Annotated in this window: 18 protein-coding genes; 16 read left to right on the forward strand and 2 right to left on the reverse strand. The window is 36.4% G+C overall.

Going from position 1 to position 18,449, the window contains the following annotated elements:
• Positions 1-250 precede the first annotated feature (250 nt).
• The 9 genes from typA (at position 251) to holA (ending at position 9,829) form a co-directional block, all read left to right on the forward strand.
• Positions 251-2,092 (forward strand): translational GTPase TypA, encoded by a 1,842-nt coding sequence (gene typA / locus OZY43_RS03850; protein ID WP_277166139.1) that lies wholly within the window; start codon positions 251-253, stop codon positions 2,090-2,092.
• 99 nt (positions 2,093-2,191) lie between these two features.
• Positions 2,192-3,382 carry an FtsW/RodA/SpoVE family cell cycle protein gene (locus OZY43_RS03855; protein ID WP_277166145.1) on the forward strand — a complete coding sequence of 397 codons (1,191 nt, stop codon included), beginning with the start codon at positions 2,192-2,194 and terminating at the stop codon, positions 3,380-3,382.
• A complete protein-coding gene (locus OZY43_RS03860) occupies positions 3,372-3,719 on the forward strand; it encodes a YlbG family protein (RefSeq protein ID WP_277166146.1) in 348 nt (115 codons plus the stop codon). The genes OZY43_RS03855 and OZY43_RS03860 overlap by 11 nt, the downstream gene beginning before the upstream one ends.
• Positions 3,716-4,267 (forward strand): 16S rRNA (guanine(966)-N(2))-methyltransferase RsmD, encoded by a 552-nt coding sequence (gene rsmD, locus OZY43_RS03865; protein WP_277166148.1) that lies wholly within the window; start codon positions 3,716-3,718, stop codon positions 4,265-4,267. Before OZY43_RS03860 ends, rsmD begins: the two co-directional genes overlap by 4 nt.
• Positions 4,267-4,746: a pantetheine-phosphate adenylyltransferase gene (gene coaD, locus OZY43_RS03870; RefSeq protein ID WP_277166150.1), complete on the forward strand. Its 480-nt coding sequence runs from the start codon at positions 4,267-4,269 to the stop codon at positions 4,744-4,746. Before rsmD ends, coaD begins: the two co-directional genes overlap by 1 nt.
• 3 nt (positions 4,747-4,749) lie before the next feature.
• A complete protein-coding gene (locus OZY43_RS03875; protein ID WP_277166152.1) occupies positions 4,750-5,796 on the forward strand; it encodes a SepM family pheromone-processing serine protease in 1,047 nt (348 codons plus the stop codon).
• 61 nt (positions 5,797-5,857) lie between these two features.
• Positions 5,858-6,589: a helix-hairpin-helix domain-containing protein gene (locus tag OZY43_RS03880; RefSeq protein ID WP_277166154.1), complete on the forward strand. Its 732-nt coding sequence runs from the start codon at positions 5,858-5,860 to the stop codon at positions 6,587-6,589.
• Positions 6,558-8,846: a DNA internalization-related competence protein ComEC/Rec2 gene (locus OZY43_RS03885; protein WP_277166156.1), complete on the forward strand. Its 2,289-nt coding sequence runs from the start codon at positions 6,558-6,560 to the stop codon at positions 8,844-8,846. Before OZY43_RS03880 ends, OZY43_RS03885 begins: the two co-directional genes overlap by 32 nt.
• On the forward strand, positions 8,843-9,829 hold the full coding sequence (gene holA / locus OZY43_RS03890) for a DNA polymerase III subunit delta (RefSeq protein WP_277166158.1): 987 nt from the start codon (positions 8,843-8,845) through the stop codon (positions 9,827-9,829). The genes OZY43_RS03885 and holA overlap by 4 nt, the downstream gene beginning before the upstream one ends.
• Positions 9,830-9,893: 64 nt before the next feature.
• Here the strand turns inward: holA and rpsT are convergent, their stop codons facing one another.
• Positions 9,894-10,145, reverse strand: coding sequence for a 30S ribosomal protein S20 (gene rpsT / locus OZY43_RS03895; protein WP_277129711.1), 252 nt, complete (start codon positions 10,143-10,145; stop codon positions 9,894-9,896).
• 200 nt (positions 10,146-10,345) lie between these two features.
• On the opposite strand from rpsT, the gene rpsO reads away from it, so the two are divergent.
• The 7 genes from rpsO to yihA all read left to right on the forward strand — a co-directional run bounded on the left by rpsO (position 10,346) and on the right by yihA (position 18,221).
• Positions 10,346-10,615, forward strand: a complete 270-nt coding sequence (rpsO, locus tag OZY43_RS03900) for a 30S ribosomal protein S15 (RefSeq protein WP_277166160.1) — start codon at positions 10,346-10,348, stop codon at positions 10,613-10,615.
• A 157-nt stretch (positions 10,616-10,772) separates the two neighbouring features.
• The gene (locus OZY43_RS03905; protein ID WP_277166162.1) at positions 10,773-12,551 is read left to right on the forward strand and encodes a ribonuclease J; all 1,779 of its coding nucleotides are present in this window, start codon (positions 10,773-10,775) and stop codon (positions 12,549-12,551) included.
• A 2-nt stretch (positions 12,552-12,553) separates the two neighbouring features.
• Positions 12,554-13,387: a tetratricopeptide repeat protein gene (locus tag OZY43_RS03910; RefSeq protein WP_277166164.1), complete on the forward strand. Its 834-nt coding sequence runs from the start codon at positions 12,554-12,556 to the stop codon at positions 13,385-13,387.
• Between the two features lie 185 nt (positions 13,388-13,572).
• The gene (gene tuf / locus OZY43_RS03915) at positions 13,573-14,763 is read left to right on the forward strand and encodes an elongation factor Tu (protein WP_277132654.1); all 1,191 of its coding nucleotides are present in this window, start codon (positions 13,573-13,575) and stop codon (positions 14,761-14,763) included.
• Positions 14,764-14,906: 143 nt separating this feature from the next.
• The gene (tig, locus tag OZY43_RS03920; RefSeq protein WP_277166166.1) at positions 14,907-16,241 is read left to right on the forward strand and encodes a trigger factor; all 1,335 of its coding nucleotides are present in this window, start codon (positions 14,907-14,909) and stop codon (positions 16,239-16,241) included.
• Positions 16,242-16,363: 122 nt separating this feature from the next.
• Positions 16,364-17,644 carry an ATP-dependent Clp protease ATP-binding subunit ClpX gene (clpX, locus tag OZY43_RS03925; protein WP_277166168.1) on the forward strand — a complete coding sequence of 427 codons (1,281 nt, stop codon included), beginning with the start codon at positions 16,364-16,366 and terminating at the stop codon, positions 17,642-17,644.
• The gene (gene yihA / locus OZY43_RS03930; RefSeq protein WP_277166171.1) at positions 17,634-18,221 is read left to right on the forward strand and encodes a ribosome biogenesis GTP-binding protein YihA/YsxC; all 588 of its coding nucleotides are present in this window, start codon (positions 17,634-17,636) and stop codon (positions 18,219-18,221) included. Before clpX ends, yihA begins: the two co-directional genes overlap by 11 nt.
• A gap of 32 nt (positions 18,222-18,253) precedes the next feature.
• On the opposite strand, the gene OZY43_RS03935 is transcribed toward yihA, so the two are convergent.
• Positions 18,254-18,370 carry an SPJ_0845 family protein gene (locus tag OZY43_RS03935; protein WP_277166173.1) on the reverse strand — a complete coding sequence of 39 codons (117 nt, stop codon included), beginning with the start codon at positions 18,368-18,370 and terminating at the stop codon, positions 18,254-18,256.
• Positions 18,371-18,449: the final 79 nt, after the last annotated feature.

An 18,449-nucleotide genomic window follows, 5' to 3' on the forward strand; every position in this document is an offset into this window, starting at 1 on the left:
ACTCTTTCATCTAAAAGTTACAAATATATTTTTACCATAAACTTAGGTTATTTGTCTGCCTTTTATTTTATACTAAATTTTAAATTTGAAAAAGAGGGATAAACGTTGACCGGTATATAGTTAGGTGGTAAAATCAATGAGCGTAACTACACAGATATAAAAAACACTTCGATCAGCATGTTTGATAGCGTGCCGCCGAAACTGTGACTAGGTCACAGTTTTTTTATTGAGGAGTGGAGGAGGAATACTTTTGTCAGAAAAAAGAAGAAACGATATTAGAAATATAGCAATTATTGCGCACGTTGACCACGGTAAGACTACTTTGGTTAACCAATTATTGAAGCAATCCGATACTCTGCCTGAGCATATGGCTTTGGAAGATCGGGCAATGGATTCAAATGATATTGAACGTGAACGTGGTATTACTATTTTATCTAAGAATACTGCTGTTAAGTATGGTGATACAACCATTAACATTTTGGATACGCCAGGACACGCCGACTTCGGTGGTGAAGTTGAGCGAATCATGCACATGGTTGATGGGGCACTTCTATTAGTTGATGCCTATGAAGGTACTATGCCGCAGACTCGTTTCGTACTTAAGAAGGCGTTAGAAGCTGGTGTTAAGCCAATCGTTGTTATTAACAAGATTGACCGTCCAGGTGCTCGTCCTAAGCAAGTAATGGATGAAGTATTGGAACTTTTCATTGAATTAGGTGCTAATGATGAGCAGCTTGATTTCCCAGTTGTTTATGCTTCAGCTTTGAACGGAACTTCTTCATATGAAGCTGATCCTGCAACGCAAAAAGAAACAATGGATCCAATCTTTGACACTATTATTAAGTCAATTCCAGCTCCACTTGACAATATTGCTGAACCACTACAATTCCAAATTACAATGCTTGATTGGGATGACTATGTTGGTCGAATCGGTGTTGGTCGGATTTATCGCGGTCAAGTTAAAGTTGGTGATAATATCACTGTGATGAAGCGTGATGGCTCAACGCAAAACTTCCGAGTTACTAAATTATTTGGTTTCTTCGGCTTGAAGCGTAATGAAATTAAAGAGGCTAAGGCTGGCGACATTATTGCGATCAGCGGAATTAACGACATTTTTGTTGGGGAAACAATCGCTTCAGCAGAACATCCAGAAGCATTGCCACTACTTAAGATTGATCCACCTACATTGCAGATGGACTTTGTTGCTAGTGACTCACCATTTGCTGGTCGTGAGGGTGACAAGGTTACTCCTAAGAAGCTTGAAGATCGTTTGATTAAGCAAACACGGACCGATGTTTCTTTGAAGGTTGAACCAACTGATCAAATTAACGCTTGGACTGTTTCTGGTCGTGGTGAATTGCACTTGTCAATTTTAGTTGAAGAAATGCGGCGTGAAGGTTTTGAATTACAACTTTCACGGCCAAAGGTTATCTACCGTGAAATTGACGGTACGATGTGTGAACCTTTTGAAGCTGTTCAAGTTGATACCCCAGATGAATATGTTGGTTCTGTTATTGATTCACTTTCACAAAGAAAAGGTGAAATGAAGAACATGGCAGCAACTGGTAACGGTCAAACTCGACTTGATTTCTTAGTGCCATCTCGTGGTTTGATTGGTTACAACAATGAATTTATGTCACAAACTGGTGGTTATGGAATTATGAACCACAGTTTTGATTCATATAAGCCAGTTGTTAAAAATTGGGAACCTGGACGAAAGAATGGTGCCTTGGTTTCAATTAGTCAAGGTAAGTCAACAACTTACTCATTGCAAACAGTTGAACAACGTGGTGAGTTGTTTATCGGTGCTGGTGTTGAAGTTTACGAAGGAATGATTGTTGGTCAATCCTCACGTGATCGTGATATCGCTGTCAACGTTATTAAGGGTAAGAACCTGACTAACACGCGTGCTGCTGGTAAGGATCACGCTGCTGCTATTCATACACCAAAATCTTTGACTTTGGAAGAAGCAATTGAATTTTTGAATGATGATGAATATTGTGAAGTAACTCCAGAATCAATTCGTTTACGGAAGAAGATTTTAAATACTTCAGAACGGCAAAAGGCTGATAAGAAACGTAATCGTAAATAATTAGCTTGATTATTTTTAAAAAAAGCATTCACTTGATGAAGTGGTGCTTTTTTTGCTTTATAATAAGGGATAAGTTTTACTCTAAGGGAGAGACTATCTGTGCGCAAAAAAATTCATTATTTAAATTATCGTATTTTAATTCCATATTTGTTGCTGGTTATTTTTGGCATTATTATGGTTTATTCAGCAAGTTCTGATATTTTGCTGGTTAACGGCTTTAAGCCGTCAGCGTATGGCGTCAGACAAGCAATTTATGCGTTAGTGGCAATTTTATTTTTTGCATTACCTTTTTTTACACTCAAACTTGACCTTTTTAAAAACACTAAATTTGTTGCTTGGTTTTTAGGGATCAGTATAGTTTTATTACTTTACTTATTTGTCTTAAAAATTGTCCGGGGATCAGCGGCTGCTGTTAATGGGGCCGTGGGCTGGATTGACCTAAAAATTATTAAAATTCAGCCATTGGAAGTTGCCAAGTTAGCTTTGGTTATCTATTTAGCATTCTTTTTAGATAGACATGATGGTAGTTTTAATAGTGGCCACATTATTGAAAATCTATTAAGACCAGGGATTGTGGCTATATTTATGATGTTTCTTGTTTTTATGGAACCTGATGCTGGGGGTACCGCAATTCTAGCAATGATCGTGATTGTTATGTTTTCGGTATCAGGGATGCCGACCAAGAATGCATTAACATGTTTATTTGGTATTGGTTTAGGCGTTTTTCTGCTGGTTTTTTTGGTAATTCATTGGAATCCTAAATTTTTGCAAAATAGTTATCAGTATCAACGGTTTATGTCTTTTCTGCATCCGTTTGAACTCCAGCAAAAAGGTGGGGCCCAGTTGGTTAATTCTTACTACGCAATTCATAATGGCGGTTTGTTTGGCGTTGGTTTGGGAAATAGTATGCAAAAGCGTGGTTATTTGCCGGAACCATATACTGATTTTATTTTGGCAATTGCAGCTGAAGAAATTGGTGTTTTAGGAGCTGTCTTGGTCTTAGGTTTGTTATTCTATTTGATGTGGCAAATTATGGAAGTGGGTATTAAGGCGGTTTCGCAATTTGATGCCTTGGTTTGCTTTGGCGTAACAACGATTATTTTTACGGAGACTTTATTTAATGTGGGAGCTGTCTTAGGTCTATTGCCAATTACGGGAGTAACTTTGCCGTTTATTTCCTATGGTGGCTCATCAATGATTGTTCTGTCTGCTGCAATTGGTTTAGTTTTAAATATTTCAGCTAATGAAAAAATCAAAATTGAAGAAGGAGTGTTGTCTCATGAGCGTTAATCACGACTTAGCTGATACCGCAATTACTAAAAGACAAGGACTAATTGTCTATCTTGATGCGGCAAATAACCAGTATCGGTTGCGGCATTATGGTGACATTGTCTATTTTTCTAAAAAAATGGGTTACTGTGTCTTGTATGTTAATTACAAGGATGCTGACCAAATAATACAAACTTTGCAATCATTAGATTTTGTAATGAAAGTTGAAAAATCGCAGGAAGATAAACTGGATTTAACCAGTACACATATTGAACAGCAAATTAGTGAAATGGCTAAAAAAGCTGAAGATAAACTGTTAAAAGAACAAGAGAAAAATACGGAACAACAATTATTATGAGAATTATTTCAGGTAAGTATGCCAAACGCAATTTATTTACGTTAAAAAGTCAAAAAACAAGACCAACTAGCGACAAAGTTAAAGAATCGTTATTTAATAGTTTAGGGCAATTTTTTACTGGTGGTGAAGTGCTTGATCTGTATGGTGGTAGTGGTGCTTTAGGAATTGAAGCTGTTTCACGCGGCTGCAGTCATGCAACACTAGTTGATATTAATTATGCAGCCACTGCAATTATTCGCAAAAATGTGGCGTTAACTAAAGAAGAAGACCGATTTTCCGTTTATAAGATGTCAAGTGCTGCTGCTTTAAAGAAATTTGCTCAAGATGGACAAAAATTTGATTTAATTTTTTTAGATCCGCCGTATGCTAAACAAAGAATTGCTAGTGACATGCAAAAAATGTTGGCTGGAAATTTATTAACTAGCAAGGCAATAATCGTTGCCGAAACAGATGATGAAACACAATTAGGAGAAATTCCCGATTTTACATTGATTAAGGTGCATCATTTGGGTAAAACGATAGTGCGGTTTTATCGGAGGGCAGAATAATGACAATTGCACTCTTTCCCGGTAGTTTTGATCCGATAACCAATGGTCATATTGATGTAGCTAAGCAAGCCGCAGCGTTATTTAATAAATTATATGTCGTTGTAATGACCAATACAGCTAAAAAATATTTGTTTACGGTAGATGAACGGGTTGCATTTATTCAAGATGCATTAAAGGATTATCCTAATATTCAGGTTATTAAGCGGCCTAATGATTTAACAGTTAATGTTGCTCGGGATTTACATGCTAATGCGATTATTCGCGGGGTTCGTAATAGTTCTGACTTCTTATATGAGCAAGAAATTGCAGCAATGAATAAGACAATGAGCCCAGAAATAGCAACGGTTTTATTATTTACACAACCAGAAAATAGCTTTGTTGCATCTAGTATTATTAAAGAGGTTGCTCACTTTGGTGGTGATATTAACAGCTTTTTACCGCCAATGGCAGCAAAAGCCGTAAGGAAGAAGTTGAGCTAGACGGTGGCACAAGAAAAGCAAAATTTTAAGGCTAAAAGACGAATTTGTAATTGGTTAGGATGTTTATTAGTATTAGTTTTACTCGCAGTCGGCCTTAGCTGGCCGACTAAGTATTATTTGGAAATGCCGGGTGAAGCAATTTCAGTTGGCCAGTTTGTGAAGAGCAGTAGGCCAAAGCCTAATAATTTATATTTGGTAACAGTTAGTGAAACTAGTGCGCCAGCTTCTGTTTTGCAGTATCTATGGAGTTACACTCAAAAATATACAACACGTGTTCCTAGTTCAGAATTGCTTGGTGGTGCAACTAACAGTCAGTATCAAGAATTACAAAATTGGTATATGGAAACTAGCCAGCAAAATGCGATTTATTGTGCAGCAAAAAGAGCAGGTTTAAAACCGCAATTAAAGTATCAAGGCGTTTATGTTATGCAAGTGCAGAAGCATTCAAGTTTTAGAGGAAAATTGCAGGTTGGTGATACAGTTTTAGGTGCTAATGGTCATCAATTTAAATCAACTGAAGAAATGATGGCTTACTTGCAGAGGCAGCCATTGCATGCCAGAGTCAAAATTAAGGTCTTGCGCGAAGGCCGTGCCCGCTACTTTACTGGAAAAATTGTTAAAGTTGCCGGAACAGGTAAACCGGGAATTGGTATTCAGCTGGTAGAACACGTTAAGGTAGCAACTAAACCCAAGTTAAAAATTGATGCTGGAGCGATTGGCGGTCCGTCTGCTGGCTTAATGTTTACCTTAACTAGTTATGAAGCGTTTACGGGTAAGAAATTAGCCGCTGGTCATAAAATTGCTGGAACAGGAACAATTACTCCCAATGGCAAAGTTGGAATTATTGGTGGTGTTGATAAGAAAGTAGTTGCTGCTAATCGGATTGGTGCGGAAGTCTTTTTTGCACCGACTGATACGACTGGAGTGAAAAAAAAGGCTAGTAATTATGTAGTGGCGCAAAGAACAGCTCGGGAACTTCATTCGAAGATGAAAATTGTTCCAGTTGCGACTTTTAGTGATGTGCTCAGTTATTTAGAAAAGAATTATTAATTAAAAAAGTTCAGAAGAAATTCTGAGCTTTTTTGCGTACTTAATAATTGAGGTGAAAAAAGTGGATTGGCAAAAGATCAAAGACTTTATTATTGAGCATAAACAATATTTTTTAGTTGGATTAATTGTAGTCGGAATTGTAATTTGGACTAGGCAGGGCAGTGATTTGAATAATCATAACGCTGATTTCACCGTAGATAGTACAACTACTAAAACAATGACTAAAAAAGCAGATACTACACAACCGACTAAAATTACCCCGACAGACAACGTGCAACCTAAAGAAAAAGCTAAACCAGAAAATGTAACCTGTGATATTTCGGGTGCAGTTAAACATCAAGGAGTCTATACTTTGAAAACTGGTGCGCGCTTACAAGAACTAATTGATGCAGCTGGTGGAACTACGGCTAGAGCTCAACTTAAGCAGGTTAATCGGGCATTAATTTTGCAGGATCAAGATAAAGTGCATATTCCCTATTATGGTGAAAAGATTAAAGCTAGTGAAATTGTGATTGCAGTTAATAATAGTGCAGGTGAGCAAACAGCAGAAACAACTGCTGCGTCTGATTCTACAGCTACTGCTAGTGATAACCAAACGAATGCTAAAATTAATATTAATACGGCTAATGCTGAAGAATTGCAAAAACTCAATGGTATTGGCGAAAAAAAAGCAGAACAAATAATTGCTTATCGGCAAAAGAGTGGTAATTTTAAAAAGATTGAAGACTTAAAGCAAGTTTCGGGAATTGGAGACAAAACTTTTGCAGCTCTCAAAGACCAATTGGCAGTATAAGCTGTTTACTCCCGGCTTTTTATTATTGCTAGCACTGTTATTAGTTGATTTAAGTTTTTTAATTTATCAAAGTTACGGATATCCAGAGCAAATTTGTAGTGGTTTAATTGCTGGCTATTTGGCTTATTTATTATTAACAAAATATACCGATCTTAAGTGGTTAATTTGTATAATATTGGTAATTGGCCTGCTTGACGTGCATTTACATCAGTCTAAAACTACATTTACAATTACTGATAATGCGGCTATTAAACTTTACCCAGATCAAATTAAACTTACTGATAACTGGCTTTCGGCTATCGGTGAAGTTTCAGATGGGAAAATATTAGTATCGCTGCCGGTTACTTCTAATCAGGTTAAGCAGATTAACCAGGGACATACAATTTATTTAACTGCGTTGACTGGGCAAGTTGAGTCAATAATGTCGGCAACTAATTATGGTCAATTTGATTCTCGGCAATATTATGCTGGAAAAAATATTTACCAACAAGCAAAATTAAAAAGCTGTCAAATTAAAGTTGTACCTGGAGGTATCGCTGATTATTGGCATTATTTACGTTTTTCCTTACAGTCTTACTTTAAAAGAATGCCCCGAATTTTAAGCTTTTTTAGTAGTGAATTAATTTTAGGCGAAAATCCTAGCCAAGATAATCAAGGAATTCTTGATAATTATCGCGATTTGGGCGTAATTCATATTTTGAGTATTTCTGGTCTGCACGTTGGCATTTATGTTTTGGCTCTCAGTACAATTTGTTTTTATTTAAAATTTACAGAAAAAGAAACTTTTGTTTGCTGTTTAAGTTTATTATTGCTAGGAATTTTTCTTAGTAACGGCCAAGCTGGATTTATTCGAGCTAGTTTGACGTATATTTTAGGTAAAATATTTAATTTTCGGGGCTGGCATATAACTCATTTTGACTTACTTGGATTAACTTGTATGCTGCATTTACTGCTTAATCCGCGATTAATGATGGGCGTTGGCGCTATTTTAACGTATCTTTTGGCTTTAGGATTAGAAATGACTAATAAAATGCCTAGTCTAAAGCAGTCAGCATTACTTAATATTTTGCTGACACCATTATTATTATTTTATTTTTTCCAATTTAATTTGTTAACAGTGCTTTTTAATATGGTAGTGGTACCTTATTTTAATTGGGTAGTTATGCCCGTAACTTTTATTAATCTGCTAGTATTTGGCTCGGTGTCTAGTATTAGTAATTTATTTGAAAAAATTTTGACGATTGGCGAACAATTCATTAGCCAACTTTCGGCAACTAAGCTCGGTTTATTAACTTTTGGCAAGATTAGTTGGTGGCAGTGTTTACTACTGCTTATTTTAACAAGCATGTTGCTGTTATACGTAAACGAGCAGGTAAGTAATCGGCGAATGACTAATTTTTTGATCGGTAAGTTGGTTATCATATATATAATTTTATTTTTAACAATTCATTTTCCATTAACCGGACAGGTTACTTTTATTGATGTTGGGCAAGGGGATAGTATTTTACTGACAACACCTTTCCCGCGGCGGACATATCTAATAGATATTGGTGGTAAACCTAATTTTGGCGGAAAAAAGCTGGCACCACAAGCTAATAAAATTACTGTGCCACTGCTTAAGGCTGAGGGAATTAGTAAAATTGATGGCATTTTTGTTTCGCATCAAGATGCTGATCACGTTGGTGATTTGCGGCCACTACTTGAACAGGTACCAGTCCAAAAATTGTATATGGCACAAGGTTTAATTAATAACCCGTCTTTTCAGAAAAGAATTAGTGGTCTGTTACATCAAGATCAAATTGTGCAATTACTTGCTGGTAATAGCGTAAGGGAACCGCAAATTAAGTTTCATGTTGTTTATCCTGTTAAACCTGGATTGGGTACAAATGATGATTCCTTATCGTTGACGTTTACGATTGCCAATAAAACTTGGTTATTTACGGGTGATTTAGGTCAAGATGGTGAACAAGAAATCATGTCCCGTTATCATTTACATGCTAATTATTTTAAATTAGGTCATCATGGCAGTCGGACAGCATCAAATCCAACCTTTTTGCAGCAATTGCATCCAGAAATGGTTTTTATTTCTGCTGGTCGGAATAATCGTTTTGGGCATCCACATCCAGAAACGTTAACAACATTAAAAGTGCAACATATACCGTGGGTTTCAACACAAGACTGTGGTATGATTACATGGACTTATGGCGGTTTTACTGAACCAAAATTTACACGTTTTATCCCGGTGAATAACAAATGACTTTATTATCTTTATTTAAAAATACCAATAGTTCTAACTTACAAACTTTAATTTTAGGTGAGGACAGCTTTTTTAATGACTACATAGCACGTTCTTATACGCGCGAACCAAGGTTTAAAAACTTTGATCATGTAATTGTTGACTGTGAAAGTGATGGCTTAGATGACTTGATTGCTAATTTGACAGAATCAAGCCTGTTTAGCCAGCAAAAAATCATTACAGTTAAAAATCCATTTTTTTTAACAGCTAAGGTGCCTAAAAAATATCAAAAACAATTAGAGCAATTGCAGCGAATTTTTGTAAATATTAATCAATTAGAGGATATTGTCATTTTAGTAGCTTCTTATGCTAAAGTTGATCGCCGTAAGAAATTAACTAAAACGGTTTTAAACCAGTTCAATGTTGTTGAAACAGCGATTAGACCTTATGAAGTTGGGTCAATCACTAAAGCACTAATTGCAGCTGAAGGCTATCAAATTTCGCAGACAGGGTTACAATTATTGTTACAGCGTAGTGATCAAGTTCTAGATACGATTTTAAGTAATTTTAATAAGTTAAAGATGATTGCGGCTGATGGTAAGATTACTGAAGCAGAAATTGAACGAAACATTGATTTATCGTTGGCTCAAAATGTTTTTGCAATATTAGAAGCTGCCTTGAAGCATAACTACCAAGAAGCAATTGAACGATTGGATAATCAGTTACGCGAGGGCAGCAACCCCGTGCAATTATTAGCTGTTTTTGCAAACCAGTTGGAATTGATTTTAGCTGTTAAAATTTTGCAACAACGGGGGAGAAGTGAAGCACAAATTGTCAAAGAACTTGGTGTACATCCGTATCGGGTCAAACTTGCTTTAGGTAATAGAATGCCGATTGCAAAGTTAGTATCCTTATTAAAGGACGCAATTGAATTAGATTATAATTACAAAAATGGCCAGTACCATGAAGATAATTTTTTAAAATTATTTATTTTGAATGTATAGAAAAAAGACAAGAATCAAATGATTCTTGTCTTTTTAATTGTTAGTCAATAAAATATTAGCCAACTTATTTAGCCAATTTAGCTAAACGACTCTTATCACGGCTAGCCTTGTTCTTGTGAATAAGACCCTTTGATGCAGCCTTGTCCAAAGCACGAGCAGCAGCAATGTGTAATTCGGAGGCGTCTTCAGCACCGGCTGCTTGAGCAGTCTTGAACTTCTTAACAGCAGTTCTTAACTGGTTCATTTGAGCGGCGTTGCGCTTTCTTGCAGCATCTTGAGTTTTAACTCGCTTAATAGCTGATTTGATTTGTGGCATGAGATTCACCTCCATTAATCGTAATTTTACTTAATTATTATACTGGAGAATAATTGCAGATGCAAGATAATTTATCCTTGCTTTTTAAAAAAATAATCTGTATTATACTATTGTTGTGAACCGTTAACGCTGTTTGCACGCTCACACCTGACGGTTAACGTTGTTAACGGCAATTATTTTAGTGAAAGGTGAAAAATATTATGGCAATTTCAAAAGCTGAAAAAGACGAAATCATTAAGAAGTATGCAACCCACGAAGGCGATACTGGCTCAACTGAGGTTCAAGTTGCAATCTTGACTACAGATATCAACAACTTGACTGACCACATGAAGAGTCACTCACATGATCACCATTCTTACGTTGGTTTACTGAAGAAGATTGGTCACCGTCGTAACTTACTTCGTTACTTACAAGATAACGATATTAATCGTTACCGTGAACTAATTAAGAAGTTAGGTTTACGTCGTTAATTGCAAATATGATAAAAAAGTCAGCTCGTCAAGAACTGACTTTTTTATTTTGGTCGTAATCACTTTTATGCTAAAATTAATAAAGATACTTTTTACGTTGTGATCACACAATGATCCATAAAAATGACAATTGAATAGCAATAGAAAAGGAAATATAATGGCTGATCAAGTTAAAATAATGATTTTGAGCGGCGTGCGTGAACAAGGAAAAGATATGTTCGCCGTCCAAGTCAATGATGAAATTTTTGTCCTTGATGCGGGACTTAAGTATCCTGATAGTTCTTTGTTTGGAATCGATCTGGTTATTCCAGACCTTGATTTTTTCGAGCAATATGGCGATCAGGTTGTGGGGATTTTTTTGACCCACGGACATGCAGACTCAATTGGAGCTTTGCCGTATATCTTGCGCAAGTATGATATTCCGGTTTTTGGTTCGAAACTAACAGTTGAGCTAGCTAAAATTAAAGTTAAGCGTACAAATAAACGGTGTAAAAATAGTTTGTTCCATGTAATTGATGCAGAAACAGAAATTGATTTTAAGAACGCAAGTATTTCGTTCTTCCATACAACGCACTCAATTCCAGATTCACTTGGAATTGATGTTCATACACCAGCTGGTGAAGTTGTTTATACAGGTGATTTTAAATTTGATCCTTCAGCTGCGCCAAATTACCATACGGACATGGATCGCCTTGCCGAAATATCTGAAAAGGGTGTTTTAGCACTTTTGAGTGATTCTTCCAATGCCGAAGCATCGTTCCCGAATGTTTCTGAACAAGATATTGGCAATTATGTTACCAATGTGTTTAGAAATACTGAAGGCCGCATAATTGTTGCTGCCAAAGCATCTAATTTAATTAGAATGCAAGAGGTCTTAAATGCCGCATATAAGACTGGCAGACGAGTTCTGCTAACGGGTCGTGATGTTGCTAAGATTGCTCGTACAGCAATGGAATTAGGTTATTTAAAGGTGCCTAAGGACTTATTAATGCGGGTTAAGGATCTCAAAACAACCCCTGACAATAAGACGGTTATTCTTGAAACTGGTCAAATGGGTGAGCCTCTTAATTCATTGCAGAAAATGGCGCAAAATCGTCATAGTATGATTACCATTCATCAAGGGGATCTTGTTTTTATTTCGACAACACCATCACATGCTGTTGAAACTACATTAGCTCAAACTAGTGATCTGGTTTATCGTGCTGGTGGTACGGTTATTCAACTAGGACAGGCTAAGCATACTAGTGGCCATGCAACTGGTAGAGATTTGCAGCTTCTGATTGATACCTTAAAGCCCAAGTTCTTAATTCCGGTAATTGGTGAATATCGGTTGATGGAAGTTCATAAGGATTTAGCAATTAAAGTTGGCTTAAAGAAGGAAAATATCTTTATTACCAAAAATGGTGACTGCTTGAATTATGATTTTAAACAGAAAAAATTATACTTAACTGATCCAGTTCCTGGTGAGGATACGATGATTGACGGTTCTGGTATCGGGGATGTTGGTAATATTGTTTTGCGTGATCGTGAGGTCTTGTCTGATGATGGGATTTTTATTGCAGTTGTGACAATTGATCGCCGCAAGAAAAAGATTGTTGCCCAGCCACAAGTTACTAGCCGTGGTTTCGTATATATCAAGGCTAACCACAAGTTAATGCATGACAGTATTGAATTAATTAAAGAAACCATCAATAATAATTTTGCCCATAAGAAATTTGATTGGACCGAAATTAAGCAGGATGTTCGTAATGATCTTGAACGCTTTTTATATAAGAAGACTAACCGGCGGCCAGTTGTTTTACCTGTTGTGATGGAAGTTAACCAAAACAGGCATCGTGCAATGCAAAAGCGTAATAATAAAAACGGAGCAGATAACCATGCTCATCAATCAACTAACGTTGTTAAGACTAAGCAGAAAATAGTTAAGAAAGATTAATTATGACATCAGTGAGTCAGAAAAATTTGCTGAATTTAGCGCAAAAAGCAGCCGCTAGTGGTAACTTAACTCAGGCAATTCAATATTTGGAGGAAGCGCTAAGAAATGGTCGGACAACTAAACTGGTTATTGAATTATGTGATTTGTATTTGAAAACCGGCCAAAGTTATGCGGCGTATGCCCTGATTAAGGAAGAACAAGATCTTTTTTCAGAATCAGCTATTTTCACGGAGTATAGCAAAATCTTGCAGGCTAATCATTTTGTGATTGAAGCACTTGAATTACAGCATATGAGTAAGCTTGAGGTAATAGTTGCTGTTTCCCCAGAAACTGAAGCAAAACAGCAAAAAATTATGGCTGAGTTTAAGCAAAAAAAGCAAGTTACGCAGTATGATTACGAGCAATTATTCAAGTTGCAATTGCATAATTTTATTAATTTTGCACAAAGTTTACTTCTTGATCCCAGCTTAAATTTTGCTGTGCGTATTGCTCTGTGTGAAGATTTAGTTCGCTTGGGTGTTAAGGAAGATATTTCTGTATTGGTTTTGAATCAGGTGGAACATTTTGTCCCGCAAGAAACAGAATTATTAGAAAAAGGCACCGTTTATCGCGAGATTGTTTCAGCAATTGGGTCGCGATACTATCATCGGCCTAGTCAATTACCAACGATTTTGGGTGAAGTAAACTTGATTTTGGGCAGTCTTTATCCTAAACTAACTAAGTACGTTGATGAGCCTGACAGCTTCGCTAGTGATCTTGCTTCATTCATTGAAAAACATGATGGTAGGGGTCACGATAAGCTGTTTAAGCAGATTTATACTAAATTACCTAAATAATTTTAAGCAAAAAGACTTTACTTTTTGAAGGTATTTAGTATAATAGCAAAGGACGTTTTCATTAGGCATGGCTCTATGCATTAAAATACTAGGCATTTGCCAATGAAAGTAGTACAATATTCAACAGAGAATTATCCGTTACTTACTCAACGGACTTCTTGCAAAATTACAGGAGGGTCATTTTAATGGCAGAAAAAGAACATTACGTTAGAACGAAGCCACACGTAAACATTGGTACTATCGGTCACGTTGACCATGGTAAGACCACTTTAACTGCGGCTATTACTAAAGTTTTATCAGAAAAAGGCTTAGCAAAGGCTGAAGATTATTCAGAAATCGATGCTGCGCCAGAAGAAAAGGAACGTGGTATTACTATTAATACCGCCCACGTAGAATACGAAACTGAAAATCGTCACTACGCTCACATGGACGCTCCAGGTCACGCCGATTACATCAAGAACATGATTACCGGTGCTGCTCAAATGGATGGTGCTATCTTGGTTGTTGCTGCAACTGATGGTCCTATGCCACAAACTCGTGAACACATTTTACTTGCTCGTCAAGTTGGTGTTAACTACATCGTTGTCTTCTTAAACAAGACTGACTTAGTTGATGATCCAGAATTGATCGACTTAGTTGAAATGGAAGTTCGTGACTTGTTAACTGAATACGATTACCCAGGTGATGATATTCCAGTTATCCGTGGTTCAGCTTTGAAAGCTTTACAAGGTGACAAGGAACAACAAGACGTTATTATGAAGTTAATGGACACTGTTGATGAATACATTCCAACTCCAGAACGTCAAACTGACAAGCCATTCTTAATGCCAGTTGAAGATGTCTTCACTATTACTGGTCGTGGTACTGTTGCTTCAGGTCGTATTGACCGTGGTACTATCAAGATCGGTGACGAAGTAGAAATCGTTGGTTTGGTACCAGAAGTTCTTAAGTCAGTTGTTACTGGTTTGGAAATGTTCCACAAAACTTTGGACTTAGGTGAAGCCGGTGATAACGTTGGTGTATTGCTTCGTGGTATTGACCGTGATCAAGTTGTTCGTGGACAAGTTTTGGCCGCACCTGGTTCAATTCAAACTCATAAAGAATTTAAGGGTCAAGTTTATGTTTTGAAGAAGGAAGAAGGAGGACGTCATACTCCATTCTTCTCAGACTACCGTCCTCAATTCTATTTCCACACTACTGATATTACTGGTGAAATTGAATTGCCAGAAGGTACTGAAATGGTTATGCCTGGTGATAACACAGAATTCACTGTTAACTTAATCAAACCAGCTGCCATTGAAAAGGGTACTAAGTTCACTATCCGTGAAGGTGGTCGTACTGTTGGTGCTGGTCAGGTTACTGAAATTCTTGACTAGTTTCTTAAAAACAGTTTAAAAAGATGTACTTCTTCATAGAAGTACATCTTTTTTTGCCTAAATTTGTTTTTTGCGCGCGTTTAATGTAAGATAATTTAGTACGCAAAGAAGCGATCGAATTCGACATTGGAGGTATTTAATTAATGTCTGTAAAATGGAATAAGACTGGTAAAACTGCCGGTGAACTTACTTTTGATATTTCACAAGCTGAAGTTAAGCGTGGTTTAGATCAAGCTTTTAAGAGAGTGAAGAATAGTTTACGTGTTCCTGGATTTAGAAAGGGTCATGTTTCTCGTGTTATTTTTGATCAATATTATGGTGAAGAAGCTTTATACGAGAATGCTTTAAATATTGTTTTGCCTGATGCATACTCAGCAGCTGTTAAAGAAGCTGGCATTGCTGCAGTAGGTCAACCGCAAATTCAACCAGTATCAATGGATAGTGGCAAAGATTGGACAATGAAGGCCATTGTTTCTGTTGAACCTGAAGTTAAATTGGGGGACTACAAGGGGATTGAAGTACCTAAACAAAACACTCGGGTTTATGCTAAGGACATTGATGCTGAACTTGAAAAAGACCGTGAAAAGAATGCTGAACTTGTTCTCAAGAAGGGTGCAGCTGCTAAAGGTGATACTGTAACAATCGACTACAAGGGTACAATTGACGATAAGGCTTTTGATGGTGGTTCTGCTGATGACTACTCACTTGAGCTTGGTTCTAACACCTTTATTCCTGGCTTTGAAGACCAATTGATTGGTCACAAGGCAGGAGATGACGTTGATGTCGTTGTTACTTTCCCTGAAAACTACGGTGCCAAAGATTTAGCTGGAAAAGAAGCTCATTTTGCTACTAAGATTCATGAAGTTAAGTCAAAGCAAATGCCTAAGCTTGATGATGAATTTGCTAAGGACGTTGACGATACTGTTGATACCCTTGATGATTTGAAGGAAAAGATCAAGAAGAATTTGAAGGAGCAAAAGGAAACTGCTGCTAAAGATGCGATTGAACAAGCTGCAATCGAAGGTGCTGTAGCTAATGCAACTATTGATGACATTCCTGATGCAATGATTCAAGAAGATGTTACCACCCAAATGAATCAATACTTGGGAAATATGCAACGTCAAGGAATTAGTCCAGATACTTATTACAAGTTGACTAATACAACAGAAGATCAATTACGGGCTCAATTTAGCAAGGATGCAGCTGAAAGAGTTAAGACTAACTTGGTTTTGGAAGCAATTGTTAAAGCAGAAGATCTTAAAGCATCTAAGGATGAAATTGCTAAAGAAGTTAAGGATCTTGCAAGTGAATACAACATGGACGAAAAGACTGTTCGTAGTACTTTGACAGATGAAATGCTTTCACATGATATCAATGTTCGTAAAGCCATCGATCTTGTAGCTGACAATGCAAAGCAAGTTGCTAAATCCAAGATTAAAGAAGAAAAAGAAGACGAAAAAAAGTCTGATAAGAAATAATTAATTATTTCTAAAAAAGGGTGGTTGATCAACCGCCCTTTTTTATGTTCTACAAGCAAATAGTTCTGATACTTTTTAAAATTTATGCTACCCTTAGACTTGTAGATATTAGGAGGAATAGTATGGCAACACAGTTTACTGATCAGGAAGAAATTAAATGCTCTTTTTGTGGTAAAACACAGGATCAGGTTAAAAAGATGATTGCTGGTAACGGTGTGTATATATGCAATGAATGCGTTGATTTATCTAAAAAAATTATTGATGATGAATTAAAATCAGATTCGTTGAAGAAAGCACAGAACTTGCCTAAACCGATGGAAATTAAGAAGAAACTTGATCAATATGTAATTGGTCAGGAAAGGGCAAAAAAAGTTCTGTCAGTGGCTGTATACAATCATTATAAGCGAATTACGCAAATGGACGTTGACTCGTCTACGGAATTGCAAAAATCCAATATTGCCTTAATTGGACCTACTGGTTCGGGAAAAACATATTTAGCACAAACATTGGCACGAATTTTGGATGTGCCGTTTGCAATTGCTGACGCAACAACTTTAACTGAAGCGGGATATGTTGGTGAAGATGTTGAAAATATTTTGCTAAAATTATTGCAAAATGCTGATTATGACATTGATCGGGCTGAGCGAGGTATTGTGTACATTGATGAAATTGATAAAATTTCTAAAAAGGCAGAAAATGTTTCAATTACACGGGATGTGTCAGGTGAAGGTGTACAACAGTCACTTTTAAAAATTTTGGAAGGTACGATTGCTTCTGTTCCACCGCAGGGCGGTCGTAAACATCCGCAACAAGAAATGATTCAGATTGATACCACTAATATTTTGTTTATCGTTGGTGGTGCATTTGATGGCATTGAACAAATTGTTAAAAATCGTTTGGGTAAAAAAGTTATTGGTTTTAGTGCAGAAAACGAACTTAATCAAGTACAAGATGATACTTGGACTAAGCATTTGACTACTGGCGATTTAGTTAAGTTTGGTCTAATTCCTGAATTTATCGGTCGAATTCCGATTATTGCAACTTTAGACAAGCTAAGCAGTAAAGATCTAATTCGCATTTTAACGGAACCTAAAAATGCTTTGGTTAAGCAGTATACTAAGCTATTGTCGCTTGATCAAGTAAAACTTAAATTTACTGAAGGAGCGTTAAAAGCAATTGCTGATATGGCAATTGAACGAAACATGGGTGCACGTGGCTTAAGAACGATTATTGAGAATTCGATGATGGGTATTATGTACAAAACACCAAGTGAAACCGACATTAAAGAGGTTGTAGTTACTAAGGATGTAATAACGCATAATTCTGAACCGAAAATAACCCGGCAGAAGGTTGATAAACCTAAAATGGGTGAAGGGATTAAGGCAACTGCTAATGATCATTAAAAGTAGCGATTATGCGATTAGTGCTGTTCGTGAAGATCAATATCCCCAAGATAATCTTCCTGAAATTGCGCTTGCTGGCCGTTCTAACGTTGGTAAATCGAGCTTGATTAATTCCTTGCTTAACCGTAAAAATCTTGCTAGAACTTCATCGCAGCCAGGAAAAACGCAAACTTTAAACTTTTATATTGTTAACCAAGCATTTTATTTAGTTGATGTTCCTGGTTATGGTTATGCTCGTGTGTCAAAATCGCAACGTGCAAAGTTCGGGGAAATGATTCAAGATTATCTTGAAACTAGAGCTAATTTAAAGGGGTTAATTATTTTAGTTGATGCTCGTCATGAACCTACTAAAGATGATATTGCAATGTATAATTATGCGCAGTATTTAAATTTACCGCTTTTACTTGTTTGTACCAAGATTGATAAAGTTAAGAAAAATCAAGTTAACAAGGCATTGGCTAATTTAAATAAGACGCTTGATTTATCTAATGAAAATGTTACTGTTTTGACTTATAGTTCTGTTAAACGACTGCACGTTAAGGAACTTGGAGATTGGATAGAACAACATCTACAATAAATAAAGATGACTCTCGTAATTGAGAGTCATTTTTATTTATCAGTCTTCTTTTTATCTTTAATTACCTTTTTCTTTTTGCCCTTTGGAACCGTTGCAAATTTATCAAACATTTTTTCTAAGTCATCTTGTTTTTTAAAAGTTAAGCCCATAATTATCTTCCTTTCATTGTAATAATTATAATAAAATTTATTAAGAAGAGCTAGTATAAATTGTTAATTACTTCAAATA

This window comes from Lactobacillus sp. ESL0785, assembly GCF_029395455.1.
Lineage (GTDB): Bacteria > Bacillota > Bacilli > Lactobacillales > Lactobacillaceae > Lactobacillus.